At 66.9% G+C, this 25,369-nt stretch carries 30 protein-coding genes; 11 read left to right on the top strand and 19 right to left on the bottom strand.

Features of this window, described 5'->3' with window-relative positions; genetic code table 11:
- Positions 1–66 precede the first annotated feature (66 nt).
- Complete coding sequence (locus HZY97_RS19795; protein ID WP_180147813.1) at positions 67–471, top strand: hypothetical protein; 405 nt, start codon at positions 67–69, stop codon at positions 469–471.
- The gene (locus HZY97_RS19800) at positions 468–782 is read left to right on the top strand and encodes a hypothetical protein (protein ID WP_180147814.1); all 315 of its coding nucleotides are present in this window, start codon (positions 468–470) and stop codon (positions 780–782) included. The genes HZY97_RS19795 and HZY97_RS19800 overlap by 4 nt, the downstream gene beginning before the upstream one ends.
- Here the strand turns inward: HZY97_RS19800 and HZY97_RS19805 are convergent.
- Both HZY97_RS19805 and HZY97_RS19810 read right to left on the bottom strand, forming a co-directional pair.
- A complete protein-coding gene (locus HZY97_RS19805; protein ID WP_180147815.1) occupies positions 771–1,940 on the bottom strand; it encodes a trans-acting enoyl reductase family protein in 1,170 nt (389 codons plus the stop codon). The genes HZY97_RS19800 and HZY97_RS19805 overlap by 12 nt on opposite strands.
- A gap of 293 nt (positions 1,941–2,233) precedes the next feature.
- Positions 2,234–2,671 carry a MarR family winged helix-turn-helix transcriptional regulator gene (locus tag HZY97_RS19810; RefSeq protein ID WP_180148009.1) on the bottom strand — a complete coding sequence of 146 codons (438 nt, stop codon included), beginning with the start codon at positions 2,669–2,671 and terminating at the stop codon, positions 2,234–2,236.
- Between the two features lie 136 nt (positions 2,672–2,807).
- Between HZY97_RS19810 and HZY97_RS19815 the strand changes: the two genes are divergently transcribed.
- The 3 genes from HZY97_RS19815 (at position 2,808) to HZY97_RS19825 (ending at position 5,868) form a co-directional block, all read left to right on the top strand.
- Positions 2,808–3,233, top strand: a complete 426-nt coding sequence (locus HZY97_RS19815) for an organic hydroperoxide resistance protein (protein ID WP_180147816.1) — start codon at positions 2,808–2,810, stop codon at positions 3,231–3,233.
- Positions 3,234–3,520: 287 nt separating this feature from the next.
- A complete protein-coding gene (locus tag HZY97_RS19820; RefSeq protein WP_180147817.1) occupies positions 3,521–5,371 on the top strand; it encodes a PAS domain-containing sensor histidine kinase in 1,851 nt (616 codons plus the stop codon).
- Positions 5,372–5,472: 101 nt separating this feature from the next.
- Positions 5,473–5,868: a hypothetical protein gene (locus HZY97_RS19825; protein WP_180147818.1), complete on the top strand. Its 396-nt coding sequence runs from the start codon at positions 5,473–5,475 to the stop codon at positions 5,866–5,868.
- A gap of 41 nt (positions 5,869–5,909) precedes the next feature.
- Here the strand turns inward: HZY97_RS19825 and HZY97_RS19830 are convergent, their stop codons facing one another.
- Positions 5,910–7,703 (bottom strand): ABC transporter transmembrane domain-containing protein, encoded by a 1,794-nt coding sequence (locus HZY97_RS19830; RefSeq protein ID WP_180147819.1) that lies wholly within the window; start codon positions 7,701–7,703, stop codon positions 5,910–5,912.
- 274 nt (positions 7,704–7,977) lie between these two features.
- Between HZY97_RS19830 and HZY97_RS19835 the strand changes: the two genes are divergently transcribed.
- Positions 7,978–9,210 carry a polyhydroxyalkanoate depolymerase gene (locus tag HZY97_RS19835; protein WP_180147820.1) on the top strand — a complete coding sequence of 411 codons (1,233 nt, stop codon included), beginning with the start codon at positions 7,978–7,980 and terminating at the stop codon, positions 9,208–9,210.
- Positions 9,211–9,321: 111 nt separating this feature from the next.
- Positions 9,322–10,791, top strand: a complete 1,470-nt coding sequence (locus HZY97_RS19840; RefSeq protein ID WP_180147821.1) for a serine hydrolase — start codon at positions 9,322–9,324, stop codon at positions 10,789–10,791.
- A 10-nt stretch (positions 10,792–10,801) separates the two neighbouring features.
- Here the strand turns inward: HZY97_RS19840 and HZY97_RS19845 are convergent, their stop codons facing one another.
- The 7 genes from HZY97_RS19845 to HZY97_RS19875 form a co-directional block, all read right to left on the bottom strand.
- The gene (locus HZY97_RS19845) at positions 10,802–10,960 is read right to left on the bottom strand and encodes a hypothetical protein (protein WP_180147822.1); all 159 of its coding nucleotides are present in this window, start codon (positions 10,958–10,960) and stop codon (positions 10,802–10,804) included.
- Between the two features lies 1 nt (position 10,961).
- A complete protein-coding gene (locus HZY97_RS19850; protein ID WP_180147823.1) occupies positions 10,962–11,336 on the bottom strand; it encodes a YkvA family protein in 375 nt (124 codons plus the stop codon).
- Between the two features lie 129 nt (positions 11,337–11,465).
- Positions 11,466–11,945, bottom strand: coding sequence for a pyridoxamine 5'-phosphate oxidase family protein (locus tag HZY97_RS19855; RefSeq protein WP_180147824.1), 480 nt, complete (start codon positions 11,943–11,945; stop codon positions 11,466–11,468).
- 44 nt (positions 11,946–11,989) lie between these two features.
- Entirely contained in the window at positions 11,990–12,940 is a 951-nt protein-coding gene (locus HZY97_RS19860; RefSeq protein WP_180147825.1) for a glucokinase, read from the bottom strand.
- Positions 12,941–13,227: 287 nt separating this feature from the next.
- Entirely contained in the window at positions 13,228–14,406 is a 1,179-nt protein-coding gene (locus tag HZY97_RS19865; protein WP_180147826.1) for an acetyl-CoA C-acyltransferase, read from the bottom strand.
- 28 nt (positions 14,407–14,434) lie between these two features.
- Positions 14,435–14,890: a MaoC family dehydratase gene (locus HZY97_RS19870; RefSeq protein WP_373684450.1), complete on the bottom strand. Its 456-nt coding sequence runs from the start codon at positions 14,888–14,890 to the stop codon at positions 14,435–14,437.
- Between the two features lie 159 nt (positions 14,891–15,049).
- Positions 15,050–15,661: a TetR/AcrR family transcriptional regulator gene (locus tag HZY97_RS19875; protein ID WP_180147827.1), complete on the bottom strand. Its 612-nt coding sequence runs from the start codon at positions 15,659–15,661 to the stop codon at positions 15,050–15,052.
- 104 nt (positions 15,662–15,765) lie between these two features.
- Here HZY97_RS19875 and HZY97_RS19880 point away from each other — a divergent pair, with 104 nt between their 5' ends.
- Positions 15,766–16,245 (top strand): hypothetical protein, encoded by a 480-nt coding sequence (locus HZY97_RS19880; protein WP_180147828.1) that lies wholly within the window; start codon positions 15,766–15,768, stop codon positions 16,243–16,245.
- A gap of 4 nt (positions 16,246–16,249) precedes the next feature.
- Here HZY97_RS19880 and HZY97_RS19885 read toward each other — a convergent pair whose 3' ends face one another.
- The 4 genes from HZY97_RS19885 to HZY97_RS19900 are packed head-to-tail and all read right to left on the bottom strand — an operon-like array spanning position 16,250 to position 19,210.
- Positions 16,250–16,627 (bottom strand): VOC family protein, encoded by a 378-nt coding sequence (locus HZY97_RS19885; RefSeq protein WP_180147829.1) that lies wholly within the window; start codon positions 16,625–16,627, stop codon positions 16,250–16,252.
- Positions 16,628–16,657: 30 nt separating this feature from the next.
- A complete protein-coding gene (locus HZY97_RS19890; protein WP_180147830.1) occupies positions 16,658–17,089 on the bottom strand; it encodes a nuclear transport factor 2 family protein in 432 nt (143 codons plus the stop codon).
- A gap of 4 nt (positions 17,090–17,093) precedes the next feature.
- Positions 17,094–18,197, bottom strand: a complete 1,104-nt coding sequence (locus HZY97_RS19895; RefSeq protein ID WP_180147831.1) for a mechanosensitive ion channel family protein — start codon at positions 18,195–18,197, stop codon at positions 17,094–17,096.
- A complete protein-coding gene (locus HZY97_RS19900) occupies positions 18,194–19,210 on the bottom strand; it encodes a DNA topoisomerase IB (protein WP_373684451.1) in 1,017 nt (338 codons plus the stop codon). Before HZY97_RS19900 ends, HZY97_RS19895 begins: the two co-directional genes overlap by 4 nt.
- Before the next feature lie 106 nt (positions 19,211–19,316).
- Here HZY97_RS19900 and HZY97_RS19905 point away from each other — a divergent pair, with 106 nt between their 5' ends.
- The gene (locus HZY97_RS19905; protein WP_180147832.1) at positions 19,317–19,868 is read left to right on the top strand and encodes a type 1 glutamine amidotransferase domain-containing protein; all 552 of its coding nucleotides are present in this window, start codon (positions 19,317–19,319) and stop codon (positions 19,866–19,868) included.
- Here the strand turns inward: HZY97_RS19905 and HZY97_RS19910 are convergent.
- The 3 genes from HZY97_RS19910 to HZY97_RS19920 are packed head-to-tail and all read right to left on the bottom strand — an operon-like array spanning position 19,819 to position 22,395.
- Positions 19,819–20,901 (bottom strand): acyltransferase, encoded by a 1,083-nt coding sequence (locus tag HZY97_RS19910; protein ID WP_180147833.1) that lies wholly within the window; start codon positions 20,899–20,901, stop codon positions 19,819–19,821. The two genes, HZY97_RS19905 and HZY97_RS19910, sit on opposite strands and share 50 nt — an antisense overlap.
- Complete coding sequence (locus tag HZY97_RS19915) at positions 20,898–22,250, bottom strand: putative O-glycosylation ligase, exosortase A system-associated (protein ID WP_180147834.1); 1,353 nt, start codon at positions 22,248–22,250, stop codon at positions 20,898–20,900. Before HZY97_RS19915 ends, HZY97_RS19910 begins: the two co-directional genes overlap by 4 nt.
- Positions 22,243–22,395: a hypothetical protein gene (locus tag HZY97_RS19920; protein WP_180147835.1), complete on the bottom strand. Its 153-nt coding sequence runs from the start codon at positions 22,393–22,395 to the stop codon at positions 22,243–22,245. Before HZY97_RS19920 ends, HZY97_RS19915 begins: the two co-directional genes overlap by 8 nt.
- Before the next feature lie 87 nt (positions 22,396–22,482).
- Between HZY97_RS19920 and HZY97_RS19925 the strand changes: the two genes are divergently transcribed.
- Both HZY97_RS19925 and HZY97_RS19930 read left to right on the top strand, forming a co-directional pair.
- On the top strand, positions 22,483–23,727 hold the full coding sequence (locus tag HZY97_RS19925; protein ID WP_180147836.1) for a TIGR04063 family PEP-CTERM/XrtA system glycosyltransferase: 1,245 nt from the start codon (positions 22,483–22,485) through the stop codon (positions 23,725–23,727).
- Complete coding sequence (locus HZY97_RS19930; protein WP_180147837.1) at positions 23,724–24,704, top strand: hypothetical protein; 981 nt, start codon at positions 23,724–23,726, stop codon at positions 24,702–24,704. The genes HZY97_RS19925 and HZY97_RS19930 overlap by 4 nt, the downstream gene beginning before the upstream one ends.
- A gap of 74 nt (positions 24,705–24,778) precedes the next feature.
- Here HZY97_RS19930 and HZY97_RS19935 read toward each other — a convergent pair whose 3' ends face one another.
- Both HZY97_RS19935 and HZY97_RS19940 read right to left on the bottom strand, forming a co-directional pair.
- Positions 24,779–25,096, bottom strand: coding sequence for a hypothetical protein (locus tag HZY97_RS19935; protein WP_180147838.1), 318 nt, complete (start codon positions 25,094–25,096; stop codon positions 24,779–24,781).
- On the bottom strand, positions 25,093–25,290 hold the full coding sequence (locus tag HZY97_RS19940) for a hypothetical protein (protein WP_180147839.1): 198 nt from the start codon (positions 25,288–25,290) through the stop codon (positions 25,093–25,095). The genes HZY97_RS19935 and HZY97_RS19940 overlap by 4 nt, the downstream gene beginning before the upstream one ends.
- Positions 25,291–25,369: the final 79 nt, after the last annotated feature.

Below are 25,369 nucleotides of genomic sequence, written 5' to 3' on the forward strand. Positions count from 1 at the left end.
GGGTTGATTGACCCTAGGGCAGGGGCCTTTATGCTTGGCTCTCCATATTCCGGGGGAATCGACCGTATGCTGAAGCCCGTCATCCTTGCCCTGGCGCTCGTCGCCGCCCCGGCGCTGCCTGCCGCCGCACAGACTGCGCCGGCGCCCGCCGCCCAGGCCAAGCCGACCGCGGCGGACTTCGCCAAGAACATGCAGGGCGCCATCGGCCAGACCTTCGAGGGCGGCATCGTCCTCAAGAACATCACCTCCGAGGCGAACACGCTGGTGCTCACCGTCGATGGCCCGGCCGGCTGGCGCGCCCAGCTGACCCCGGCGGACATCTCGACCGCGCTGGTCGGCGGCTTCTGCGGCACCGCGCCGCAGTTCTTCACCACCGGCGTCTCGATGCGGGTCGACTCGCTCGATTCCGGCAAGCTGCTCAAGGGCCCGCTGGTCACCACCTGCCCGCCCGCGCCGCCGGCGGCCCAGTGATCGCTTCCAGCGCTCCGACCGTCGTCGGGGCGCTGGCGGTGCGTGCGCGCCGCAAGATCCGCGCGCATTTCTTCGTCCTGCACGCGGTGACCGCCGAGGAGGCGGTCCCGTTTGTGCCCCAGCGCCGCATCGAGCAGACCCAGTTCGACCGCATGCTGCGCGCCGGGATCGTCCGTGAGGCCGGCAAGGGCCGCTACTGGTTCGACATCGTCGCCTGGCAGAAACACCAGGACCGTACCCGGATGATCCTGGTGCCGATCGTCATCGCGGTCTGCGTGCTCGTCGCGGGGCTGATCACCTTACTCTACTGAGAAACTGAGGCCGGCGCTGGCCTCGAGCCGCTTGACCAAAGGCGCGGCCATCAGCCCGCCGGCGGTCCAGATGCCGCCCTTGCCCTCGGCCGGCACATCCTCGATCAGGCAGAGCGCGCTCTCGGTGATCATCTTGCTGGTCGAGCCATAGCCCGGATCCCGGTCGCCCTTCACCGTCGCGGTGACGCGCTGGCCGTCGGGCATCTCGGCGACAAAATCGAGGGTGTAGAAGCCGGTCTCGCGCTCTTCCTTGCTCGGCCCTTCGCCCGGCGCCGGCCCCTTGTCCGCCGCCATCGGATTGACCTTGGCGAGCGCTTCCGCCGCCGCCTTGCCGATCTCGCCGAGGCCGGGGACGACCAGCATCTCGTCATATTGGAAGTCCGCGCCATAGGGCTGGCCGGCGAGGAAGTTCGAGCGGTGGACGTTCTTGGTGTTGATCACCGCCATCATGAAGGGGGCGACCCAAGCGTCGACGGCCTCGTCATGATAGGGGAGCATGCCGTTGGGCTGCTTCGGCCCCTCGAACCCCGGGGTCAGCGCAAAGGGATCGATCATCAGCTTGAGGATCGAGGGGTCCTTCGCCGCCGCGGCCATCGAGGCCTTGCCGCTGGCGAAGGTGCCGCCGGAGAAGGTACCCTTCATCGCCCGCACCCGGCCCTTCACGCGGGGCGCCGGCTTGCCGAAGCGGGCCACCGCCGCCTGCTGCGCGGTCCACACGCCGAGATCGAACGGGATCGAATCGAAACCGCAGGAGAAGACGATGCGCGCGCCGCTCGCCTTGGCGGCGTCTTCGTATTTGCGGATCATCTGGCCCATCCAGGCGGGTTCGCCGCAGAGGTCGACATAGGCAGTGCCGGTCTCGACACAGGCGGCGAGCAGTGCCTCGCCATAGAGCTGATAGGGGCCGACGGTGCTGATCACCACGGTGGCACGGGCAACCATCGTCTTGAGGCTGGCGGGATCATCGGCATTGGCGGTGAGCAGCGGCGTATCGGCCGGCGCGCCGATCTCGTCCCGGACCTGCTGCAGCTTGGTCAGCGAGCGGCCCGCCATCGCCCATTTTACATTCGGATAGTGGCCGGCGAGATATTCCGCGACGAGGCGGCCGGTGAAGCCGGTGGCGCCATAGACGATGATGTCGAATTCGCGGTTTGCCATTAGCCCGTTCCTGCTCCTCGACGTTCAACCGGCTGGTTGAGCGATTCGTTGATTCCGTTGACTCTCGCTTATGTGACTCTGGGAGAGCGGCGGCCTGTTCTTGACCCGGAGCGGCGCGCTGCGGGCGGATTTCACTGAAGCAGAGGAAATCCAACATTGGAAGAGGCGGTATGGTGCTGGCCGAGATTTTGTCTCCGGTTGGCCCTCTCGTCATTGGGAGAGGGGCGGGAGGGGAGAGTGTGCCGCACTTCCCCTCTCCCCGGCCCTCTCCCCGGAGGGGAGAGGGAGGAGGTTCACCCCTGCCCCGCGCGAAGGGCATTCCACAGCGTCTGCACTTCGCGGTTGAGCGCGCCGAGGTCCTCGCCCTTCATGCCCGAGCGGGTGAGCAGTTCTTCCGCCAAACAGCCGCATTCCTCGCGCATCGCCCGGCCGCGGTCGGTGAGGCGGACCTGGACCTGGCGCTCATCCTCGGGGTTGCGCTGGCGGGTGAGGAACCCGGCGGCCTCGAGCCGCTTCACCAAAGGCGTGATCGTGCTCGATTCGAGTGCGAGCCGATCGGCGATCGCGCCGACGGTGCGGCCATCCTCCTCCCACAGCGCGTGGAGGACGAGATATTGCGGATAGGTGATCCCCATCCGATCGAGCATTGGCTTATAGGCGCGGGTGATCGCCATGCTGGTGGCATAGAGCGAGAAGCAGAGCTGATCGTCGAGCGGCATCGCGGCGGGCATGTTCGTCTCCTTGGCCAGGGCCAATATCACAGAAACATATATCGCGATAAATATTCTGCTGGACAAGCCCCGACTCACCCATTAGCTAACACTTATCGCGATAATGATTATCGCTGAATGAAATTGGAGACCGAGCATGTCCGTCAACGTCCTCTACACCACCCGCGCCACCTCCACCGGCGGCCGCGACGGCGACACCCGCAGCGAGGACGGGCGCTTCACCGCCAAGCTCTCGACCCCGAAGGAACTGGGCGGCGCCGGCGGCGAGGGGACCAACCCCGAGCAGCTGTTCGCTGCAGGCTATTCGGCCTGCTTCATTGGCGCGCTGAAGGTTGCGGGACAGCAGCTCAAGATCAAGGTTCCGGCCGAGACGAGCGTGACCGCGACAGTGGGCATCGGCCCGCGTACCGAAGGCGGCTTCGGCATCACTGCCGATCTGGAAGTGACCCTGCCGGGCGTCGAGCGCGCCGAGGCCGAGCAGCTGCTCGCCGCCGCGCACCAGATCTGCCCCTATTCGAATGCCACCCGCAACAATGTCGATGTGGGCCTGACGCTGGCTTGAGGTCGATCCGCCTGAAATAGCGGGCGCAAGATACGCTGCCGGCGCGTAAAATACGGAACATCCGCATTTTTCCGGGCTGGCAGCTAATCTATGCAAGCGTGAAGACGCGTATAGTTATGGTAAAGCGCGCATAAGCGACGAGCCATGGGGGGAACCTGCGGCCTGGCTGGCGGAAGGAAGCGATGGCTATCGCGAGGGCGGATAGTGCGGAGACGGGGGGCAGTCCGGCGGCATTTCGCTGGGCAACCTGGCTATTCGCATTCGCCATCTCGCTTCCCGCCGCGACGATGCTGGGATGGATCTTCGGGATCGCCCCGCTGCGCGGCCTGGGCAATCCCAATTACGCCGTCGCGCCGTTCGCGGTTGCGCTGTTCCTGCTGATCACCTCGAGCGCGATGTTCGCCCATCTGGGCAAGCAGAGCGCAGCGCGGCTGCTCGTCGGCGTGACGCTGGTGCCGCTGCTGTTGCTGGTGCTGCAATATGCCGCGCACCTCGATCTGGGGCTGGAGCGGATCTTCTACCACCGCCAGGTGCTCGAGCTGGGCGTGCTCAACCGGGGCGTGCCCGGCACCGGCGCGATCAGCGTGATGCTGCTCGATTGCGTGGCCATCCTGTTGTTCACCAGCGCCGAGCCGCTGCCGCGGACCTGGGCGGTGATCCTGGCGAGCACCAGCATCGGCCTGACCGCGCTGACCGCGACGATGACGCTGATCTCCGCGCCGGCCGCACTCGCGCCGGCATTTATCGGCCGCTCGACCGCGACCTCGCTGCCCAATTTCGCGATGGGCGCGGCGATATTGCTGCATGTGCTGAACAGCCGGCAGGACGCCGAGATCAACTTCGAATACCGGCTGTTCCGGCGGCTGGCGCCGGCGATCATCATGCTGCCCGTATTCCCCTCGCTGCTCGCGCTGGTGACAGTGGGCGGCGCCTATCTGAGCCTCAACGAAGCGCAGTTCATGGTGGTGGCGGGCAACATCATGATCGTCTCGCTGCTGCTGCTGATCGGGCTGCGCGGCGCCCGCCAGCAGAGCGACACGGTGCGGCTGCAGGGCGAGCAGCTGCGCTCGATCCTGGCCGGGGTGCCCGATGCGGTGATCGTGACCGACGACACCGGCCTGGTGACCGATTTCAGCCTGGCCGCCGCGCGGCTATGGGGCGTGCCGCTGGATGCCGAGGGCTGCTATATGGCGACCTATCTCGGCGAGAAGGAACAGGCGAAGCTCGCCCGCTTCCTCGAGGCCGCCGAGCCCGAATTCCTGCTGACCGGCGAAGGCGTGCGTACCGACGGATCGCGCTTCCCGCTCGAGCTGCGCGGCGCAGTGTTCAAGGGGGTCGACGGCGCGACCTGCTTCACGCTGTTTGCGCGCGACCTTTCGGAGAAGCTCGCCGCCGAGCAGCATGTCGCCAAGCTGGGCGCGCAGCTGGCGCATGTCGCGCGGCACAATGCGATGGGCGAGCTGGCCGCCGACCTGGCGCACGAACTGAACCAGCCGCTGACCGCGGCGATCAACTATCTCTCCACCGTGGGCTATATGCTCGACCAGCGCGGCGACGAGACCAATGCGCCCGAGATGGTCGGCCATGCGCGCAGCCAGATCGCGCGCGCCGGCGAGATCATCCGGCGGATGCGCGAATTCGCCCAGCATCGCGAAGTGGAGAAGCGCGCCGAGCCGCTGATGCCGATGATCGAGGATGCGATGCAGCTCGTGCTCGCGGGCACCGGCGGGCATGACGTGGACATCGAACTGGCGGTGGAGCCGCCCAACGTCCGCGTATTCGTCGATCGCATCCAGTTCCAGCAAGTGGCAGTGAACCTGCTGCGCAACGCAGTGGAGGCGATCCGATCGAGCGAGCGCGGGCGCGGCAAGATCCTGATCGCCGCCAGCCTGGTCGAGCCCGAATGGGTGGAGCTGCAGTTCATCGACGACGGCCCCGGCGTGCCCGAGCCGATCCTCGACCAATTGTTCGAACGGTTCACCTCGACCAAGGCGGGGGCGGGGATGGGCATCGGCCTGTCGATCTCGCGCCGCATCATCGAGGCGCATGGCGGCACGATGAGCGCAGTCAACGGCACGGTGGCGGGGGCGACCTTCCGGTTCACGCTGCCGGCGGTGACGAAGAGCGTGTTTGATTAGCGCGGAAACGCATGAAGCGGGCTGTCGGCAAACGCCCCAATTGCGGACATAGGCGGAACCTGTGTCGCCGTCATATGTACTCGATGCGGGGATAGAGTCTGATGGATGTGATGGCGGAGCTGCGTCCAATTGGGGCGAAATACAGCGCTGGTGACTTCGGCGCGGGTCTCGTTGAGCTGAAATCCCTCTGGTCAAGAGTCCCCGATCCAAAGCCAGAAACGCCCAACGCCTATTTGATCATTGAATACGGGGTAGCTCTTGCGCTGAAGGAAGGTGATCTTGAGGAGGCGCAGGAGTGGGCGGATCGAGCCCCGATGTTTGCTGCCAAACGCCACGATATGGGCGAAGTCGAATTTCTCATCGGTAGAGTGGCCTTCGAGCGTGGGGACCTGCGAAAGGCCAAGGAGCAATTCATCATCGCTAATGCGAAGTCCGAAGGACGGGCATTCGAAGCCAAAGACGAAAGATACAGATTGCTAATCGACGACGGCAGCTAACCATCCATAGTCGGCCGTTCGGCCGTCGTCTCAGCTCCGCTTCATCCCGCCTCGTGGAACTGCAGCGACGCCAGCCGGGCGTAGAGACCGCCCTGGGCGACGAGCTCGGCATGGGTGCCGGTCTCGACGATGCGCCCCTCGTCCATCACGATGATCCGGCCGGCGGCGCGCACGGTGGCGAGGCGGTGGGCGATGACCAAGGTGGTGCGGGCCTGCATCAGCCGGTCGAGCGCGTCCTGGACGAGGCGCTCGCTTTCGGCATCGAGCGCGCTGGTGGCCTCGTCGAGGAGCAGGATGGGGGCGTCGCGGAGCAGCGCGCGGGCGATGGCGATGCGCTGGCGCTGGCCGCCCGACAGGCGCGCGCCGCCTTCGCCGAGAAAGGTGTCGAGGCCCTGGGGCAGCTCGCGCAGGAACTCGGCGGCATTGGCAGCCTCGGCGGCGGCCCAGAGCTGATCGTCGCTCGAGGCCCAGGCGCCGTAGCGCAGATTGTCGCGGGCGCTGGCGCCGAAGATCACCGTCTCCTGCGGGACCATCGCCATGCGGGCGCGGATCTCGGCGGGGTCGGCCTGGCGGAGCGGCACGCCGTCGATGCGGATTTCGCCGGCATCGGGATCGTAGAAGCGCTGGAGCAGCTGGAACAAGGTCGACTTGCCGGCGCCCGAGGGGCCGACCACCGCGACCGTCTCGCCGGGGCGGATGTCGAGCGAGAAATCGCTGAGCGCCGAGACTTCGGGGCGGGTCGGGTAGCGGAAGGTGACATGGTCGAAGACCAGCGCGCCCTGGGCCGGCTGGGGCAGCGCGACGGGATCGGCCGGGGCGGCGATGTCGGGCTCTTCCTGGAGCAGCTCGGCGAGGCGGCTGGCGGCGCCCGAGGCGCGCAGCAGGTCGCCATAGACTTCGGTCAGCGTGCTGAACGAGCCGGTGACGAGGCCGGCGGTGAGCACGAACGCCATGATCGAGCCGCCCGAGGCGCGGCCCGCGGCGACGTCGGCGACGGCGGCCCAGACGATCAGGACGATCGCCGTGAACAGCGCGCCGATCACCATCGCGGTCATCAATGCGCGCAGGCCGAAGCGGCGCTTGGCCGCCTCGAAGGTGCGGGTGACGGCGCCTTCGAAGCGCTCGCCCTCGCGCTGTTCCTGCCCGAACGCCTGGACGATGCGCATCGCGCCGAGCGTTTCCGAGGCGATCGAGCCGACATCGGCGACGCGGTCCTGGCTGTTGCGCGAAAGCTGGCGGACGCGGCCGGCGAGCCAGACGATCGGCAGGATCGTGATCGGGATGCCGACGATCAGATAGGCGGCGATCTTGGGCGCGAGCGCGAAGAGATAGATCACGCCGCCGGTGCCGGTGAGCAGGTTGCGGAGCGCCATCGAGACGGTGGAACCGACGACCTGCTCGACGATCGCGGTATCGGCGGTGAGGCGCGAGGCGATTTCGGAGGGGCGGTTTTCCTCGAACCATTTGGGCGGCAGGCGCAGGAGATTGCGGTGCACCGCGACGCGCAGATCGGCGACGGTGCGCTCGGCCAGCCAGGAGACGAAGTAGAAGCGGACCGCGGTGAATATCGCGAGCGCGACGACGACGAGCAGCAGCCCCTCGAAATAGCCGTTGATCCGGCTGGGATCGACATCGGCGCCGAAGCCCTTGTCGATGATCAGCTGGAGCGTGCGCGGGACCAGCAAGGTCGTCACCGACGAGCCGACCAGCGCAATCAGCGCGATCAGCAGCTGGAGGCGGTAGCGCCGGGTGAAGCTCCACACCACGAGCAGGTTGGAAAGCTTGCGCTTCTGCGGCGCATCGGGCGTGGGCGCAGACGGGACGGGTTCGGCCATGCGCGGCGGACTAGCGCGATTGCGCGGGGAGGGGAACTGTCCTTTGCCGGGACGCGGCCCTCGAAGATTCACAGGAATACGAGGATGGCGGGTTAATCGAGCATGCAGAGAGGGTTAGCGGTTTTAGTGCTACGATTTCGTAGGCCCGGTATGGGAACTGGTCATCGCTCTGTCGCATTCTGATACCGGTCGCCGTTGCACCGCAGCACGGCTCGCCTATAACGCTAACATAAGCCGCCGCCGTTATGGGGAGGGAGACGGCGGAAGGGACGCAATGCTGTACGACGCTTATGAGATTCAGCGCTCGCTTCTCGCAGGTGCGAGCGCGCTGGCCAATTTCTCCGCCGGGCTGTTGAACAACCCCGCCAATCCGTTCGCCTATTTCGGCGGCGGACCGGTGATGGCCTCGGCGCTCGAGGTGTTCGCGCATGCTTCGGCACCGCGCGGCAAGCCGGAATTCCTGCTCGATCACACCGAGATCGACGGCAAGATCGTCGACGTGCACGAGGAGATCGTGCAGCGCATGCCCTTCGGCCAGCTCAAGCGCTTCGTGCGCTCGGGCGTCGAGGGCGGTCCCAAGCTGCTGATCGTCGCGCCGATGTCGGGCCACTATGCCACGCTGCTGCGCGGCACGGTCGAGCGGATGCTGCCGGTGGCGGATGTCTACATCACCGACTGGCGCGACGCGAAGCTGGTGCCGATGGCCGACGGGCGCTTCGACCTGGACGACTATATCGACTATCTCGTCGAATTCCTGGCGTTCATCGGCAAGGACGGCGATCCCCGCCCGCATGTGCTGGCGGTGTGCCAGCCCTCGGTCCCGGCCTATGCCGCCGTCGCGCTGATGAGTGCGGACAAGCACCCGAACCGCCCGGCGACGCTGACGATGATGGGCGGCCCGATCGACACGCGCGAGGCGCCGACCGCAGTCAACACGCTCGCCACCGAGCGGCCGTTCAGCTGGTTCGAGCAGAACGTCATCGCGACGATCCCGATGAGCTATCCGGGCGCAGGGCGGAAGGTCTATCCGGGCTTCCTGCAGCTCGCCGGCTTCATGACGATGAACTTGGGCAACCACATGATCAGCCATTGGGAGATGTTCAAGCATCTCGTCCAGGGCGATGACGAGGGCGCCGAGGCGACGATGAAGTTCTACGAGGAATATCGCTCGGTCTGCGACATGACCGCCGAATTTTACCTCCAGACGATCGACACCGTGTTCCAGGCGCATGCGCTGCCCAAGGGCGAGATGCTGCACCGCGGCCGCAAGGTCGATCCGGCGGCGATCACCGATGTCGGCATCCTCGCGATCGAAGGCGAGAAGGACGATATCTCGGGCATCGGCCAGACCAAGGCGGCGCTGACCATCGCGACGGCGCTGCCCGATGCGATGAAGGCCTATCATCTCGCCGAGGGCGTCGGCCATTACGGCATCTTCAACGGCTCGAAGTGGCGCAACCGCATCGCGCCGATCGTCGAGCAGTGGATGGCGACGCACAAGGGCTGAGCCTGTGTGCTCCCTCCCCGGCAAGGGAGGGAGCACCGCCATCGCACGCCGAGGCGAACCTTGTAAGTCCTGCCAAGCGCAGTCATAGCCGCCGAAACTCGGGGGAAATCCATGCGCGTGCCGGTCTTGCTTACGCTCCTTTTGGGGGCGCCTTTCCCGACCCTGGCGCAGACGGCTTCAGCACCGCCTGCCAATGCCGAGCAGCACACGGTGCAGCAGCGCATCGAGGCGGTCATTTCGGGACTGCGGGGCGCCGTGGCGATCAAGGGCGCGCCGCCGGCCACGCGCACGCTTTCCGACGAAATGACGGCCAAGCATGTGCCGGGCGTTGCCATCGCGGTCATCAAGGGCGGCAAGGTCGACTGGGCACGCGGCTTCGGCACAACCCGCGACGGCGGCGAGCCGGTAACCGCCGACACGCTGTTCCAGGCGGGGTCGGTCAGCAAGCCGGTTGCGGCAGTGACCGCGCTGGCGCTGGTGCAGGACGGCAGCCTTTCGCTCGATACCAATGTCAACGCCACGCTCAAGAGCTGGAAGCTGCCGGAGAATGGCTTCACGGCCACCACCCCGGTGACCTTGCGGGCGCTTCTGTCGCATACCGCGGGCACCACGGTGCACGGCTTCTGGGGCTATGACGCGGGATCGCCGGTTCCGACGCTGACTCAGGTGCTGCGCGGCGCGGCACCTGCCAATTCGGATCCCGTTCTGGTCGATCAGGCAGTGGGCAGCGCGTTCCGCTATTCGGGCGGCGGGTATCTGGTCATGCAGCAGATGGCGATCGACGCGACGGGCAAGAGCTTCCCGGCGCTGGTTCGCGCCAAGCTTTTCGAGCCGCTCGGCATGACCCGCAGCAGCGAAGACCAGCCGCTCGACGCCGCGCGACTGGCCAAGGGCACTGCCTGGCCGCATGACCTGAAGGGTGTCGCCGTCGCGGGCGGGCCGCATGTCCATCCCGAGACGGCAGCCGCCGGGCTGTGGACCACCGCGCCCGAGCTGGCCCGTTTCGTTACCGACCTGCGTGCGGCCGCGATCGGCGAAAAGGGCCATGTCCTGACCCCCGAAACCGCCCGGCTGATGCTGACGCCGGTGAAGGACGATTTCGGCCTGGGCCTGTGGGTCCAGGGTGCCACGGCGGAAAAGTACTTTTATCACGACGGCTCGAACGCCGGCTACAAGGCGGTTTTCCTGAGCTACCTGCAATCGGGCGACGGCGTCGTGGTGCTGACCAATGGCGACGGCGGTTCGCAGCTGGGGGAGGAGATCCTCCGCGCCGTGGCCGTCGAATATGGCTGGCCCGACTATCAGCCGGTCGAGCGCGCTACGGTGGTGATGCCTGTCGCCGAGCAGGAAAAGTTCATCGGCACCTTCAAGGTCGAATGGCCGGGCGAATTCATCATCCGCCGCGACGGCGACCAGCTCGTCGCCGAGATCCGCAAGGTCGTCGAGCCGTTGCTGCCGGATTCGGCCAACAGCTTCTTCCTCGCCTCACGCGGCATGCAGCTGTCCTTCAGCGACCCGGATCACGGCTTTCTCACGCTGGGCGACTATAAGGGCGCGTTCGAGCGGACGAGCGCGAAATGAGGGCGCGGACCTAGTCCTCGCCGCGGTCTTCGTCGGGTTCTTCCTCGGGCCGGTTCCAGCCGTCGCGGTGAAGCTGGATAGGGATGAAGGCGATACTGGCCAGCACCGAGCCCAGCGCTTCCCAATATTCGCGGGTGAAGAAGCTGCGGAAATATTCGCGCAGCGTCACGTCAGTTGTACTCGCTTGTCGCGATCACGCCCCAGACCAGCCAGGCGACGCCGGCCCAGATCGCGACGATGAGGATCACGCCCGGCCAGCTGACCGGGCGCTGCGTCTCGATCTCGGCGCGGGCGCGGTGCTCGGCGAAGAGCGCGGGCGGGATCAGCTTTTCGAACAGCCAGATGCCGAGCGGGATGACGATCGCGTCGTCGACCAGGCCGAGCACCGGGATGAAATCGGGGATCAGGTCGATCGGCGACAGCGCATAGGCGGCGACGAGCAGGCCGAGCAGCTTGGCGAGCAACGGCGTGCGCGGATCGCGCACTGCGAACCACACAGCGTGCGCTTCGGTGCGGATGCGGTGGGCGAGCGAGGGGCCGGTCATGCGGATGGGGTGAAGGGTGCAGGGCTGAGGGTCAAGCGCCACCATTCGTCATCCCGGCGAAAGCCGGGATCTCGTGCGGCTCTTGCCCCGCGCCTTCGCCTGAGATCCCGGCTTTCGCCGGGATGACGACTAGGAGGTCGCCGTGCTCTCCACCACTGCGTGGCTGCCTTCCTCATCGCCCTTGATCTTGCCGCCGAACAGCATCTTGACCATGCCGGCGACCGACATGTCGGCCTCCCACAGCTCGGCGCTTTCGATGTCGAAGCGAAGCAAGGCGAGGTTCGGATCGTCCTTGCCGCCGGGAAACCAGGCCTCGACATGCTTGTTCCAGAGCTTGTCGATCTGGGCGAAGTCATTGTCGATGCGGACATCGCCGGCGAGGCAGGCGAAATAATCATGCCCCTTGGCGATGAACTGCGCCATCGCCTTGCCGCCGGGGGCGAGGCGATTGTCCTTGCCGGTGAAGAAGAACAAGGTGTCGGTCTGGTCCGGATCGAGCTGGGCGGTTAGCGGTACGCTGTGCTGGCCGTTCTCGAGCCCGATCATCAGGAACGGGCTGTCGGCGAGCTTCTTCCAGAGGTGCTTCTTGAGTTCGGCGGTGTCGGCCATGTCGTGCTCCCGGAGTTGGTTATCGGGAGAACAAGCAGGGCGCGTCAGGCGTTCCCATAGGCCGCTGCGGCGCCGAGCAGCTCGAGGTCATTGCGGTTGACCAGCGACACCGGCACTTCGGAAATCTGGCGGCGGAACGCGGCCTTGCCCTCCATGCGGCGGCGGAAGCCCGGGTCCATCAGGTGGGGATGCAGCGCGCGGCTGATCGCGCCGGTGAGGTAGATCCCGTCCCAGGCGCCGAAGGCAAGCGCGAGATCGCCGGCGAACGCGCCGAGATGCTCGACGAACATCGCCACGACCGCGGCGGCGATCGGATCGCGTGCGGTGGTGCGCGTCACATCCTCGGGGCTGGCGATTTTGGTGCCGCCCGACAACGCCTCATAGGCCAGGCACAGGCCGGGCGCGCTGACCAGCGTCTCGACATCGAGCGGATGCGCCTTGGCGCGGCAATAGTCGGCGAACTTGCGCTCATTGGGCGTCTGCGCCGCAAAGGCCATGTGGCCGGCCTCGCTCTGCACCGGGACCAGCCGGTCGCCCGACGTGACCAGCGCGGCGACGCCGAGCCCGGTGCCGGTGCCGATCACGACATAATTGCCGCCGGGCTCGACCGCGCGCGGCGGGGGCCCGTGCAGCGCAGTGAAGGCGCTGGTCGGCAAGAGGGTGAGCGCCAGCGCATTGGCGGCGCATTCGTTGAGCGCGCGCGGCGGCGCGCGCAGCACCGCTTCGACGCCCGAGAGCGAGATGTACCAGCGGCTGCCGGTGAGGTTGATCAGGTCGCCGCGCGCCGCGCCGGCGACGGCGAGCACCGCGGGCAGACGCGCATCGCGCAGGCCGAGATCGGTGAGATAGGAGACGAGCGCGCTGGTGAAGGTGGGATGCTCGCTGGTCGAGAAGCGGCGGATGTCACGCGGCGCGAGCCCCGCGTCGCCGCCGGTCAATCCGAACCGCACCGATTGGCGGCCGATATCGGCCACCAACGCCAAGCCTTCGCCCATGACGTACCCCTCCTTGTCGGCCCCGCTTTGCGGGGTCCGGATGCTGTTATCGCTAACACTTGTTACTGAAGCAATAAGATTGCGTTTGGCAGCGTTGTCAGAGGGTAAAGCGAATAATTGCGGGCAGGCAAGCAGAGTTGTTACAGCTTCGGTTACATTGCGGCGGACGGTTTTGCGCAGCTTCTCCCCTCGTCATCCCGGCGAAAGCCGGGACCCAGCGCCACGCGCGGCAGGGCCGAGTAACCCTGGGCCCCGGCTTTCGCCGGGGTGACGGTTAGGGGATGGAGTTACAGGACCTCGAACAGCCCCGCCGCGCCCATGCCGCCGCCGATGCACATCGTCACGACGACGTACTTTGCGCCGCGGCGCTTGCCTTCGATCAGCGCATGGCCGGTCATGCGGGCGCCCGACATGCCATAGGGGTGGCCGATCGAGATCGCGCCGCCATTGACGTTGAGCAGCTCGCCCGGGATGCCGAGCGTGTCCTGGCAATAGAGAACCTGCACCGCGAAAGCCTCGTTGAGCTCCCACAGGCCGATATCGTCCATCTTGAGGTTAAAGCGCTCGAGCAGCTTGGGGATCGCGAAGACCGGGCCGATGCCCATCTCGTCGGGCTTGGTGCCGGCGACGGCCATGCCGACATAGCGGCCGAGCGGCTGGAGGCCGCGCTTCTCGGCGAGCTTCTCTTCCATCAGCACCGAGGCCGAGGAGCCGTCCGACAGCTGCGAGGCGTTGCCGGCGGTGACGGTGCCGTTCGGCAGCACCGGGTTGAGGCCCTGCAGGCCCTCGATCGTGGTGTCGGCGCGGTTGCCCTCGTCCTTGGCGAGGGTGATTTCCTTCTGGGAGACTTCCTTGGTCTCCTTGTTGACGACGTTCATCGTCGCGGTGACGGGCACGATCTCGGCGTCGAACTTGCCGGCGGCCTGGGCGGCGGCGGTGCGCTGTTGCGACTGGAGGGCATAGGCATCGCAGCGGTCACGGCCGATGCCGTAGCGCGCGGCGACGACTTCGGCGGTCTGCAGCATCGGCATGTAGATGTCGGGCTGGATCGCGAGCAGCTCGCGATCGGGCTCGAGGCGCATCGCAGGGGTCTGGACGAGGCTGATCGACTCGACACCGCCGCCGATGGCGATGTCCATATTGTCGACGATGATCTCCTTGGCGGCGGTCGCGATCGCCATCAGGCCCGAGGCGCACTGGCGATCGACCGACATGCCGGCGACGGTGACGGGCAGGCCCGCGCGCAGCAGCGCAGTGCGGGCGATGTTGCCGGCCTGGCTGCCCTGCTGAAGCGCGGCGCCGAACACGACGTCCTGCACTTCGCCCGGGTCGATCCCGGCGCGCTCGACCGCGGCGCGGATCGAATGGGCGCCGAGCGTCGGTGCCGGCGTGGCGTTGAACGCGCCGCGATAGGCCCGGCCGATGCCGGTGCGCGCGGTGGAGACGATGACTGCGGAGCGGGACATGGTGTTTCCTTCTCTTGGATTCTTCGGATCAGACGTAGACGAGCGCGATCCACTCGGCGATCAGCGCGGGCTTTTCCTCGCCCTCGATCTCGAGGGTATATTCCTGGACCTGTTCCCAGACCCCGGGCTTACGCTCGGTAAATTTCAGCAGTTTGAACCGGCCGCGGACGCGCTTGCCCGAGCGGACCGGCTGCATGAAGCGGACTTTGTTGCCGCCGTAATTGACCCCCATCTTCGCGCCCTCGATCGCCGGCGCATCGGTGCGCGCGCCGAGCATCGGCATCAGCGAGAGGGTGAGGAAGCCGTGGGCAATCGTGCCGCCGAACGGGGTCTGCGCGGCGCGGACGGGGTCGACATGGATGAACTGGTGGTCGCCGGTGGCTTCGGCGAAGGTGTCGATCATCGTCTGGGTGACTTCCACCCAGTCCGACACGCGCTCGGTGCCGATGCTCTCGGCCATCTGCTGCACGGTGATCGTCGCCAAGGGGCCATCCTCTCGCCTGTTCGGGCCCCATCTAGTGAAGGGGGAGGGGCTCCTGCAAGCCTCAGCCGACCGGAAATTTGAAAGGCCGGGCTGACGTAGCGTCCGCCGTGGAGGGTCGGGGGCAGGAATGGCCGAACCCGATGTTCGAAAACGCGCGACTCAGGCCGGGCCGTCGTCCAGCGGCGTGCCGCCGCGCCGGGCAAGATCGGCGAGCAGCGTCTCGATCGCCCAGCTGCAGGCGGCGGCGGCCTCGGCACCGTCCATGTCCCACTGGTCGCGCATCTCGCGCCAGGCGAAGCCGCTGCCGAGCAGCTGGATCGCGGCGATGGCGCGGGTGCGGTCGGGCTCGGCGAGCGCCGTGACCTGGGGGGCGAGCATCGCGCGGAAGGCGGCGACGCGCTCGTCCTTCATCACGTTGCGGATGGCGCGGCCCTCGGCGCTGGCCATCACCACGGTCATCGCATCGGCCTTGTCGTCGAAATTGGCGAAGCGGGCAGGTAGGCCGCCGACGAAATCGTCGAGTGTCTTCGGGATGCCGCCGGCCGGGCCGACGCGCGCCCAGGCGGCGGCGCGCAGCGCGGCCTGGTCCGGATAATAGCGATAGACGGTGCGGCGCGAGACGCCGGCGCGGGTGGCGACCTGGTCATGGTTGAGGTGATCGCCCTCGGCCATCAGCGCCAGGATCGCATCGGCGATCTTCGCGCGGGTATGGGCATTGTCGGGGCCTTCGGGCCTGGCGGGGTCGGCGAGGAGGAAATTCCGTTTGGGCATGACTCCCCCAATAAACGTGACACAAAAAGTGTCAAATCAGCATTGACACATAATGTGCCATGCGTATTAGCAGGGCAACACGCAAGAGTTCAGGGAGTGTGCAGATGTTGTTCCATGTTTCGATCGACGCGGACGATCCGCGCCACGTCGCAGAGGTGATTGCCGAGCTGTGGGGCGGGGTGGCCTTGCCCTTCCCGCCGGTGATCGCGGGGAGCTGGATGGCGATGGCGGGCGACGAGCGCCGCACCACGGTGGAAGTCTATCCGCGCGGCACCGAACTGGTCGAGGCTGAGGGCGATGCCGATGCGTTCGGGATGATCGGCTTCAATGGCGCGCGCTCGGCGACGCATCTGGCGATCGCGAGCAATCTGGGCGTTGAAGAAGTGCTCGCGCTGGCGAAGCGCGAGGGCTGGCCAGTCAAGTATCGCAAGCGCGGCGGCGTGTTCGGGGTGCTCGAACTGTGGATCGAGGGCACGCGGATGATCGAGGTGCTGACGCCGGAGATGCAGGCGGAATACCGGGCCGGGCTGACGGTGGAGAATTGGCAGGGTTTCCTGCAGGCCGCGGGGATGGCGCCGGCCTGACGCATCACCCTCCACTATTGACGTGGAGGATGTTGCCGTCGGGGTCGCGGAACCAGATCGCGCGGAAGGTGCCGAGGATGTGGACACCGTCCTCGACCCGGTCGAAGCCTTGCGGATATTCCTCGAGCACCACGCCCTTGCCTCGCAGAGCGGCGGCAATCGCCTCGAGGTCGTCGCCGACGTCCCAGAAGACCGCATTGGCGTGGTTGGTGCCGGCGAAGTCGCTGCGATAGACGTTGAGCAGCGTCGCGCCGGTGCGGATCAGGAAGATGTCGCCGTGATCGGCGGCGAGCGGCAGGCCGAGCGTCTCGGTGTAGAAGGCCTTGGCGGCGGCGACGTCCTTGCAGGGGATGATCGCGTGGGAGGCGTGGTCCTTGAGCATCGTCGTTCCTTCAATGCCCCCCAGCGTTGGTCAGTCCTCCGGCTCGAGATCGAGCAGCGCCTTGCCGCTGCCGTCCATCGCGAAGGGGACCGAGGTGTGGATATGCGCGATCTTCCAGCTGCCCTCGACCCGGCGCGCGGCGATGGTGGCGCGGAACCACAGGCTCGACTTGCCTTCGCCCTTCTTGGTGCCGGTCATGTGCTGGAGCGCATGGACCATGGCGAGGTCGCCCTGCTCGAGCGTATGCGCGTCGCGGTGGGTGACGCGCAGATCGTCTTCCCAGGTCTCGAACCATGCACGCAGACCTGCAGGATCGAGCATCGCCGGCGCGCGATGGAGGAGCGGCGGGGCAAGGTCATAGCCGATCGCGTCGGGCAGATAGTCCGCGACGATGGCGTCGGCATCGCGGTTGCGCACCGCTTCCTCGTAGCGGGTGAAGATCGCCTCCGGCGTGTCAGGCATCGGGTTACTCCTCGGCGTGGAGCATCGCGGGTACGTAGAGCCGGATGCCTTCGGCTTCCAAACGCCTGAGCATGCCGATCACCACACGGTGCTTCGCAGCATCGGCCAGATCGCCGCTGGGAGACGGTGAATCGAATTCGACTTCGAAGGTCAGTGCGCCGGGGACCACGCCGGTGAAGAAGGCGTGGCTGAAGACGAGCTTCTCCTCGATGATGACCTGCTTGGCGAGATCGGCGAGACCGGCGAGCTTGTCCGCCGGCACCGTATTGGCGATCGCGAAGGTCAGCGCCATGCGGCGATAGCTGCGGTTCGAGCTGTTCTGGATCTCGAAATCGAGCAGCTTCTTGTTGGCGATGATCCGCTCCTCGCCGCCCGGCCCGCGGATGCGGGTGGACTTGAGGCCGATACGCTCCACCGTGCCCTTGCTCTTGTCGTAAAGGATCGTGTCGCCGACGCGGAAGGTCTTGTCGAAGATGATCGCCAGCGCGGCGAGCAGATCGGCGACGGTGCCCTGCGCGGCGAGGCCGATGGCGATGCCGCCGACGCCGAGGCCGGCAACCAGGCCGGTGACGTTGACCCCGAGGTTGCTGAGCACCACCACCAGCGCGATCGCGAACAGGATCATCGTCACCAGCAGGCGGATGATCCCGATCGCGCTCGCCAGGCTGGAGCCCTGATATTCCTCCGACGAAGTACGATGCTCGACCGCGCCGAGGATGACTTCGCGCAGCCAGATCGTCGCCTGGAAGACTGCGGCGATGGTGAACAGGAAGGTCGCCGTGGTGTAGAGCATCGGCGGCGCATCGACATAGCCGATGACCAGCCGGATCGCGGTCATCAGGATGAAGAAATTGCCCGTCTTGGCGAGCGCGCGGCCGGCGATCGCATACCAGTTGGCGACGCCTTCGCCCTGCTTGCACAGGCGCAAGCCCCAGCGGCGGACCATGTGCAGGCCGAGGAAGACGATGACCGCCACCGTGGTGGCGATCGCGATCGTCACCCAGTTATCCTGGATGTTGTGGAGCCACTGGCCCGCTTCCTGGACGAAGCTGCGCGCCTGAACCTGGAGATCCGCGCTGCTTTTCGGGAGTTCGATGTTGGTACTCATGCGGCCTTTCGGGGCTGATTATGGGCGGCAAGGCCTTCGAGATAGGCGATCAGGCCGCGTTCGTAACGATTGAGCCAGCGCGTGGCGCGCGGCAAGTGGAGATCGGAGCGCCACGCGGCCTGGGCCTCGCGATCCTTGGTGAGATCGATGAGCGCCGGGTGGACATAGGATTTGCGGGCGATGGCCGGGGTGTTGCCCAGCGCTTCGGTCACCGGCTCGAGCATCGCCTTGAGGCCGAGATGGCCATCGCCCTTCGCCAGCGCCTGGAACGCGATGACGCTGGCGCCCCAGGTGCGGAAATGCTTGGCGGTGAAATCCTCGCCCATTGCCTCGCGGATGTAGCAATTGACGTCGGACGAAGTGACCGGATGCGCCTCGCCGGCATCGTCGAGCCAGCGGAACAGATGCTGGCCGGGCAGGTCCTGGCATTTCTTGACGAAGCGGCTGAGCGAGCCGTCGGTGATCGTCATCACGCGCAGCTTGCCCGATTTGGCGCGGAACTGGAGGCGCAGCGTCTGGCCCTTCACTTGCGCGTGGCGCTTGCGCAGCGTGGTGGCGCCGAAGCTCTTGTTCGCCTGGACATATTGCTCGTTGCCGACGCGGATGCTGCCGAGATCGAGCAGGCGGACGACCGCGGCGACGGCCTTGTCCTTGCACAGCCCGCGCAGCTTGAGGTCGTGCGCGACCCTGGCGCGCAGCTTAGCGAGGTGTTCGCCGAAATCGGCGCAGCGATCGTATTTCGCCGCCTCCTGCGCCTCGCGGAAGGCGGTGTGGTAACGATATTGCTTGCGGCCCTTGTCGTCATAGCCGGTCGCCTGGATATGGCCGCGCGGATCGGGGCAGAACCAGCAATCATGGTAGGCGGGGGGCAGGCCGATCGCGTTCAGCCGGTCGATCTCGTCGCGATCGGTGATGCGCTTGTCCGCGTCCCAATAGCCCCAGCCGTGCCGCATCTTGCGGCGGGTGATGCCGGGCTGCTGGTCATCGACATAGACGATATCGGTGTTGGACACGGACGGCCTCCTCGCAATGCCCCGGTCAATGCGCGGACCATCGCTTCGTTCCGGAACCGGCGACGGGGCGACCGGTTGAAGGGGCGCAAATCGAGGAGCTTAGCCCATGACCGACCTCTCCCATGTCCGCGTGTTGATGATGGCGACCAATGGCTTCGAGCAGGACGAGCTGATGCTGCCGCGGCAGGCGCTGATCGACGCCGGCGCGCAGGTGACGCTGGCGGCGCTCGATACCAAGCCGATCACCGGAGAGAAGGGCGGCGAGAAGGGCGAGAGCATCACGCCGGACACCACGGTGAACGAAGTCGACACGCAGAATTACGATGCGCTGGTGCTGCCGGGCGGGGTGGCCAATCCGGACAAGCTCAGGATGAACGCGCGGGCAGTGGAGATCGTCGGCGAGTTCATGGACGACGACAAGATCGTCGCGGCGATCTGCCATGGGCCGTGGCTGCTGGTCGAGGCCGATGTCGTCGACGGGCGCGAAGTGACGAGCTGGCCGTCGATCCGCACCGACCTGGAGAATGCCGGGGCCGAGGTGGTCGACCGCGAAGTGGTGATCGACGAGAATCTCATCACCAGCCGCAAGCCCGACGATATTCCCGCGTTCAACCGCGCGGTGATCGAAGCGCTGCAGAAGGTGCCGGCCGAAGCCTGACGCCGTTCACCCAGCGCTGCGCGGGACGCTCGACCAGATGGTAGAGCGCCACCGAGGCGAGCAGGACGAGCAGCAGGAAGCCGGCGGCCAGTGGCCAGGGCACCGCGTGCGCATCCTCGACGAACGCGAGCTTGAATGCGAACCAGAGCAGGTAATGCGAGAGATAGGTCGCGTAGCTGATCTCGCCGAGATAGTGGAGCGGGGCGATCTCGAACGGGTTGCCCTTGCGCGCCGAAGTCAGCGCCAGGCCGAGCAGCAAGGCCGCGAAGCTGGCGGGGGCGGCGAAGGTTTCGGGCAGGCCGAGCGCCCAGCCGGTGGCGAAGGTGAGGGCGAGCGCGAAACTCGCCAGCGCGGGGTTGCGCCAGGCTTCGTTCCAGCGCAGCCAGAGCGCGGCGACCGCGGTGCCGGTGGCGAATTCGATCACGCAGCGGATCAGGCCGAGGCTGGTGATCTCCTGGCCGAGCGCGATCGCGCCGGTGCCGGCGAAGATCGCATGGAGCAGCCCGAGCAGCACGGCGATCGCGCCGACCACGCCCCAGCTCGGCACCCGGCGCCAGTTGATCGCGAGGGCGAGCAGCGGGAAGAGCAGATAGGCGGCAAGCTCGCACGAGATCGACCAGGCCGGGTCGTTCCAGCTGAGATGCTCGGTGAAGCCCCAGTTCTGGAGCAGCAGCACGTGGAGCGGCAGCTCGTGCCAGGGGAAATGGTCGCTGCCCCGCCCGGTGAACTGGAGCGCGAGCGCGAGCGCCACTGCGAAGCCGAGCATGAAGATGTGGAGCGGCCAGACCCGGGCGACGCGGCGCTGGAGGAAGCCGGGGACCGAGGCGAGGCCGCCGGCGCGGATGCGCTCGCCCCAGACCATCCAGATGACGAAGCCCGAGAGCAGGAAGAAGAAGTCGACCGCGAGATAGCCCTTGGCGAGGACATGGAGCACCGGATCGGGCAGGTCGAGCGCGAAGCGGATGTGGAAGAACACGACGAACCACGCCGCTATGCCGCGGACGCTGGTGAGGGCCTTGAGTTCACCCTTCATGCCAGCGCGGGCTTCGTCTTGCGCAGCGGCCGCCAGGCGGATTCCTCGCGCTTGCGGGCCATATAGGTGTCGAGCCCGATCTGCGCGCCGATCAGCATGTAGACAAAGGGCTGGAAGGCGATCGCGATGAAGGTCGCGCCGAGCATGTAGACGATGTGCGCGGTCTGGAGCGCGGAGGCGAGGGGGCTCACCCATTCCTGCCCGGGCTCGGGCTTCTTGTAGCGCTGGCGCAGCACCTCCATGCGGAAGATGCCGAGGATGTTGATCAGCAGCCACAAGGCGAGGCCGGGATAGCCCTGCTCGCCGAGCATCTCGAAATAGGCGCTGTGATAGGCGCGTGCCTTGTCGACTTCGAGGCTGCGATCGACCTTGGCCTGGCCGTCGCCTTCGCCTTCGACCGAGACCTTCTCGTAGCGGATCTGGTTCTGGCGATAGGCCTCGAACCCGCCGCCCATCGGGTGCGTCTTGGCGTAGTCCATCGTCCATTGCCACACGGCGAGGCGCGTCGAGGCCGAGGCATCGGCCTTGTAGGTCTTGATCGTCCCCATCCGCTCGGTGAACGAGGAGGGGAGGAAGGGTATGGCGGCGAGGCCGAGGCAGCCGAGCGCGGTGAGATAGACGACCTTGCGCTTGGTATCGCGGATCATCAGCAGCGCGACCAGGCCGATGCAGAGCAGGCCGGTGCGCGTCGACGTGCCGACCGGGATCAGCAGGCAGGCGAAGATCAGCGCGAGGCAGAAGCATTTCACCTTCCAGTCGGGCGGGAAGATCGTGCCGAAGCGCATGAACCAGACGATCAGCGGGATGATCGCGATCGCGACGGTGGAGATGGTCGAACCTTCGTAGAGGCCCGAATTATTGGCGACCATCAGGTTGAGTTCGCCGTAGCCGCCACCCGAGCCGAGCGTCTTGATCCCGCCGACGATGATGATCGAGGAAGCGGAGAGGATCATGAACAGCAACAGGCTCTCGATGCGCAGCTTGGTGCGCAGCGTCAGCGGCAGGAAGGCGGCAAAGGCGAGCGCCTTCCACACCCAGTCCCATTTATCGAGCGCCTCGACTTTGAAGTCGGCGTTGAGCGTCGTGTAGAAGCAATAGCCGAGCAGCGCGACGATCATCAGCTGGCGCGGGGCGACGCGCGTATCCTTCTTGTCGTCCATCGCCAGCCAGCCGAGCACCGACAGGCCGACGGCGATCAGCGAGATCGGGACCGAGTTGAGCAGGAGATAGGTCAGCCGCTGCGGCGAGACGATGTCGATATAGGCGTAGACAAGCACGAAGATGAACGGCTTGCGGAAGCCCATCCCGAAAAAGGCCAGCAGGAAGGCGACGAAGACGAGATCACGCACCGGGCTTGCCCCATCGGCTGGGCTTCGCCTTGGACGAGTCGTCGCCGGGCGCGGATTCATTGTCGAGATCGGGGCGGCGCAGCAGCAGGAAGGCCGCGAGCAGCATGAGCCCGTGCGAGATCGCCAGCGATAGATTGTCGATCATGGGCCCGTTGCAGCTCCTGCTTGTGGGAGTGCTGTAGCGGGATGCGGTTGACGCCGCGTTAAGTGCTCCTGTGCCAAGGGAGCGGGCATGCGGATTCTCCATATCCTCGATCACGGCCTGCCGCTGCATAGCGGCTATACCTTCCGGACCCGGGCGATCCTCAAGGCGCAGATGGCGCGGGGCTGGGAAGTCGCCGCGGTGACCAGCCCGCGCCACGGCAAGTTCGATACCGACGAAGAGACGATCGACGGCATCCGCTTCTATCGGACGCCCCGCGTCAATTCGGGGCCGCCGGTGATCGGCGAGCTGCGCGAGGTCTCGGCCTTTGCGAAGCGGATCGAGGCAGTGGCGCGGCAGTGGCAGCCGGATGTGCTCCATGCGCATTCGCCGGTGCTGGGCGCGATGGCGGCGCAGCGCGTGGCGGACAAGCTCGGCCTGCCGCTGATGTACGAGATCCGCGCCTTCTGGGAAGACGCCGCCGTGGGCAACGGCACCGGCACCGAGCGCAGCTGGAAATATCGCGCGACGCGCTGGCTCGAGACGCGGGCGGTGCGCAAGGCCGACGCGGTGGCGGTGATCTGCGAGGGGCTGAAGCGCGACCTGGTGGCGCGCGGCGGGATCGACGGGGGCAAGATCCTGATCTCGCCCAATGGCGTCGACCTTGGCCTGTTCGGCGAGCCGCTGGCGCATGACGACGCGCTGGCGAAGGAGCTGGGGATCGAGGGCGCCGAGACGATCGGCTTTATCGGCAGCTTCTACGATTATGAGGGCCTCGACGTGCTGATCGCGGCGATGCCCGATCTCGTCGCGCGCCGGCCCAAGATGCATCTGGTGCTGGTCGGCGGCGGGCCGTGCGACGCGGCGCTGATGGCGCAGGCGGCGGCTTCGCCGGTGGCCGAGCGCATCCATTTTGTCGGCCGCGTGCCGCACCAGCAGGTCGAGCGCTATTACAGCGTGATCGATGTGCTGGTCTATCCGCGCAAGCATATGCGGCTGACCGACCTGGTGACGCCGCTCAAGCCGCTGGAGGCGATGGCGCAGCAGCGGCTGGTCGCGGCCTCCGATGTGGGCGGGCACCGCGAGCTGATCCGCGACGGCGACACCGGTACCTTGTTCAAGCCCGACGACCCCGCGGCACTGGCGGCTTCGGTGGCGGAGCTGTTCGCCCGGCGCGACCAATGGGACGCGCGGCGCGAGCGCGGACGCGCCTTTGTCGAGGCCGAGCGCAGCTGGGCGACCAATGTCGGTCGTTATGACTCCGTTTACCAAAGACTCGCCAAAATGGCGGGCATGGAAGACTCGCCATCCCTGACCCAGACGGTGCGCGCATGAACCTGCCGCTGGCGCCGCTGATCGCGCTGGTTGCGGGGGGCCTCGCTGCGCTTGGCGTGGCGATGATCCCCGTGCCCGCGCTCGAGGCGCTGGTGATGGATTCGGGACTCCCTTCCGTTCTTTCGATGGCCGAGCCGCCGCTGGGCATGACTGCGCGTATCGCGGTCGCGCTCGGCTCGGGCGCATTCGTCGGCGCCTTCATGTGGCTTTCGGCCTTCATCCTGCTCGGCTCGCGCGGGCTGACCATCGGCGGCGACGCCGAGCCGGTCGACTCGGAGGAAGTCGCCGTGCCGGTGCTGCGCCGCGCCGACGCGCATCCCGATGCGCCGCCGCGCCCGCCTTTGCTCGCCACGCGGGATCTGGGCCGTCCCTTCCTCGAGGTCAGCGCTGCCGCGCCGGCCGAAGTGGAGGAGAAGGTCGATTTCGACGCGATCTTCCCGCCGCGCCCGATGAGCGCGCCGGTGACGGTCGAGGCGCCGGAAACTGTCGAAATCTGCACTGTGCAGGCCCCGATCTCCGCCCCCGAGCCCGTCGTCCCGGCGCCGGAAAGTACCGAAAGTCACGACATCCACGCGCGCGAGGCGGCCCAGCCGCTCGCCGAGCAGGAACTGCCGACCGACTTCGACCAGCCGCTCTCGGCCTTCGATCCGCAGGCGATCCCGGCAGTGCCCAAGCCCGCGCCGGTGCCGCTCGCGCCGCTGCGCCGCCAGCCGCGCCCGTCGATCTTCGACGAAGGCGAGCGCTTCGAGATCTTCGAACTGACCCCGCCGGTGCGCGCGCATGTACCCGCGCCCGAACAGCCGCGCGAGCGGATCGTGCGGGGCGACACCAATGCTTCGGTCCATGCGCTGCTCGACCGGCTCGAGCGTGGCGTAGCCGACAAGGGGCTGACGCCGACGCGCGAGCGCAAGGCCGCCGAGCGCGGGCTCGAGGAAGCGCTGGTCACGCTGCGCAATCTGGCGCGGCGGACGGCGTAACGCTTTCAAATCGCAGTTGCGGATAGCTGCTCCCGGGCTTTCGCCGGGGAACAAGCTAGGGTGACGGTTGCCGGTCACCGCCCTTCCTCCACCGTCAGCACCTCCAGCGATACCGTCACCACGCCTTCCGCGCGGCGGACATGCTCGACCACCAGGTCGGCGACGAGATGGCCGCGCAGGCGGAGCTCCGCCTCGGGCAGTCCGGCCACCCAGGCGTCGAGTGCCGGAGAGGGCGGGGCAGTGAGCGTGAGCAAATGGCGCGCGCCGGTGAAGGTGGCGCTGGCCCAGCGGGTCCAGTCCGAGTCGGTGGGCGTCACGGGGCAGCCGGCGGCGTCGGCGCTGGCTTCGAGCGCGCGGCGGAACAGCGTCTCCGCATCGGGACCGCGGCTCATTGACCCGACTCCTGCTGGATGCGCTTCTGCTCGGCGAGGAACGAGCGCACCCGCGCAGTGATCTTCGGGCCGGGCTCGCGGCCCATGCGCAGGTCGAGCACGAAGCGCGGATCATGCACCGCCAGCCGGCCGAATTTGGTGGGCGGCATGTCCGTCGCCCGAAGGAATTTTTCGATCTCGCGATGCACCGTCATGTGCCCTTCTCCCGTCCGATTCGCTCAAGATCGTTCCTAGTTTGTTCCTTATTTCCTACTTGTCTAGGAAAATTCCTAC

The organism is Sphingomonas sp. R-74633 (assembly GCF_013416555.1).
Classification (GTDB): Bacteria; Pseudomonadota; Alphaproteobacteria; order Sphingomonadales; family Sphingomonadaceae; genus Sphingomonas.

Coding starts and splice junctions, on each gene's coding strand:
- HZY97_RS19795 (WP_180147813.1), top strand. CDS start 67: ATGCTGAAGCCCGTCATCCTTGCCCTGGCGCTCGTCGCCGCCCCGGCG.
- HZY97_RS19805 (WP_180147815.1), bottom strand. CDS start 1,940: ATGGCAAACCGCGAATTCGACATCATCGTCTATGGCGCCACCGGCTTC.
- HZY97_RS19810 (WP_180148009.1), bottom strand. CDS start 2,671: ATGCCCGCCGCGATGCCGCTCGACGATCAGCTCTGCTTCTCGCTCTAT.
- HZY97_RS19815 (WP_180147816.1), top strand. CDS start 2,808: ATGTCCGTCAACGTCCTCTACACCACCCGCGCCACCTCCACCGGCGGC.
- HZY97_RS19820 (WP_180147817.1), top strand. CDS start 3,521: ATGCTGGGATGGATCTTCGGGATCGCCCCGCTGCGCGGCCTGGGCAAT.
- HZY97_RS19825 (WP_180147818.1), top strand. CDS start 5,473: ATGGATGTGATGGCGGAGCTGCGTCCAATTGGGGCGAAATACAGCGCT.
- HZY97_RS19830 (WP_180147819.1), bottom strand. CDS start 7,703: ATGGCCGAACCCGTCCCGTCTGCGCCCACGCCCGATGCGCCGCAGAAG.
- HZY97_RS19835 (WP_180147820.1), top strand. CDS start 7,978: ATGCTGTACGACGCTTATGAGATTCAGCGCTCGCTTCTCGCAGGTGCG.
- HZY97_RS19840 (WP_180147821.1), top strand. CDS start 9,322: ATGCGCGTGCCGGTCTTGCTTACGCTCCTTTTGGGGGCGCCTTTCCCG.
- HZY97_RS19850 (WP_180147823.1), bottom strand. CDS start 11,336: ATGACCGGCCCCTCGCTCGCCCACCGCATCCGCACCGAAGCGCACGCT.
- HZY97_RS19855 (WP_180147824.1), bottom strand. CDS start 11,945: ATGGCCGACACCGCCGAACTCAAGAAGCACCTCTGGAAGAAGCTCGCC.
- HZY97_RS19860 (WP_180147825.1), bottom strand. CDS start 12,940: ATGGGCGAAGGCTTGGCGTTGGTGGCCGATATCGGCCGCCAATCGGTG.
- HZY97_RS19865 (WP_180147826.1), bottom strand. CDS start 14,406: ATGTCCCGCTCCGCAGTCATCGTCTCCACCGCGCGCACCGGCATCGGC.
- HZY97_RS19875 (WP_180147827.1), bottom strand. CDS start 15,661: ATGCCCAAACGGAATTTCCTCCTCGCCGACCCCGCCAGGCCCGAAGGC.
- HZY97_RS19880 (WP_180147828.1), top strand. CDS start 15,766: ATGTTGTTCCATGTTTCGATCGACGCGGACGATCCGCGCCACGTCGCA.
- HZY97_RS19885 (WP_180147829.1), bottom strand. CDS start 16,627: ATGCTCAAGGACCACGCCTCCCACGCGATCATCCCCTGCAAGGACGTC.
- HZY97_RS19890 (WP_180147830.1), bottom strand. CDS start 17,089: ATGCCTGACACGCCGGAGGCGATCTTCACCCGCTACGAGGAAGCGGTG.
- HZY97_RS19895 (WP_180147831.1), bottom strand. CDS start 18,197: ATGAGTACCAACATCGAACTCCCGAAAAGCAGCGCGGATCTCCAGGTT.
- HZY97_RS19905 (WP_180147832.1), top strand. CDS start 19,317: ATGACCGACCTCTCCCATGTCCGCGTGTTGATGATGGCGACCAATGGC.
- HZY97_RS19910 (WP_180147833.1), bottom strand. CDS start 20,901: ATGAAGGGTGAACTCAAGGCCCTCACCAGCGTCCGCGGCATAGCGGCG.
- HZY97_RS19920 (WP_180147835.1), bottom strand. CDS start 22,395: ATGATCGACAATCTATCGCTGGCGATCTCGCACGGGCTCATGCTGCTC.
- HZY97_RS19925 (WP_180147836.1), top strand. CDS start 22,483: ATGCGGATTCTCCATATCCTCGATCACGGCCTGCCGCTGCATAGCGGC.
- HZY97_RS19930 (WP_180147837.1), top strand. CDS start 23,724: ATGAACCTGCCGCTGGCGCCGCTGATCGCGCTGGTTGCGGGGGGCCTC.
- HZY97_RS19935 (WP_180147838.1), bottom strand. CDS start 25,096: ATGAGCCGCGGTCCCGATGCGGAGACGCTGTTCCGCCGCGCGCTCGAA.
- HZY97_RS19940 (WP_180147839.1), bottom strand. CDS start 25,290: ATGACGGTGCATCGCGAGATCGAAAAATTCCTTCGGGCGACGGACATG.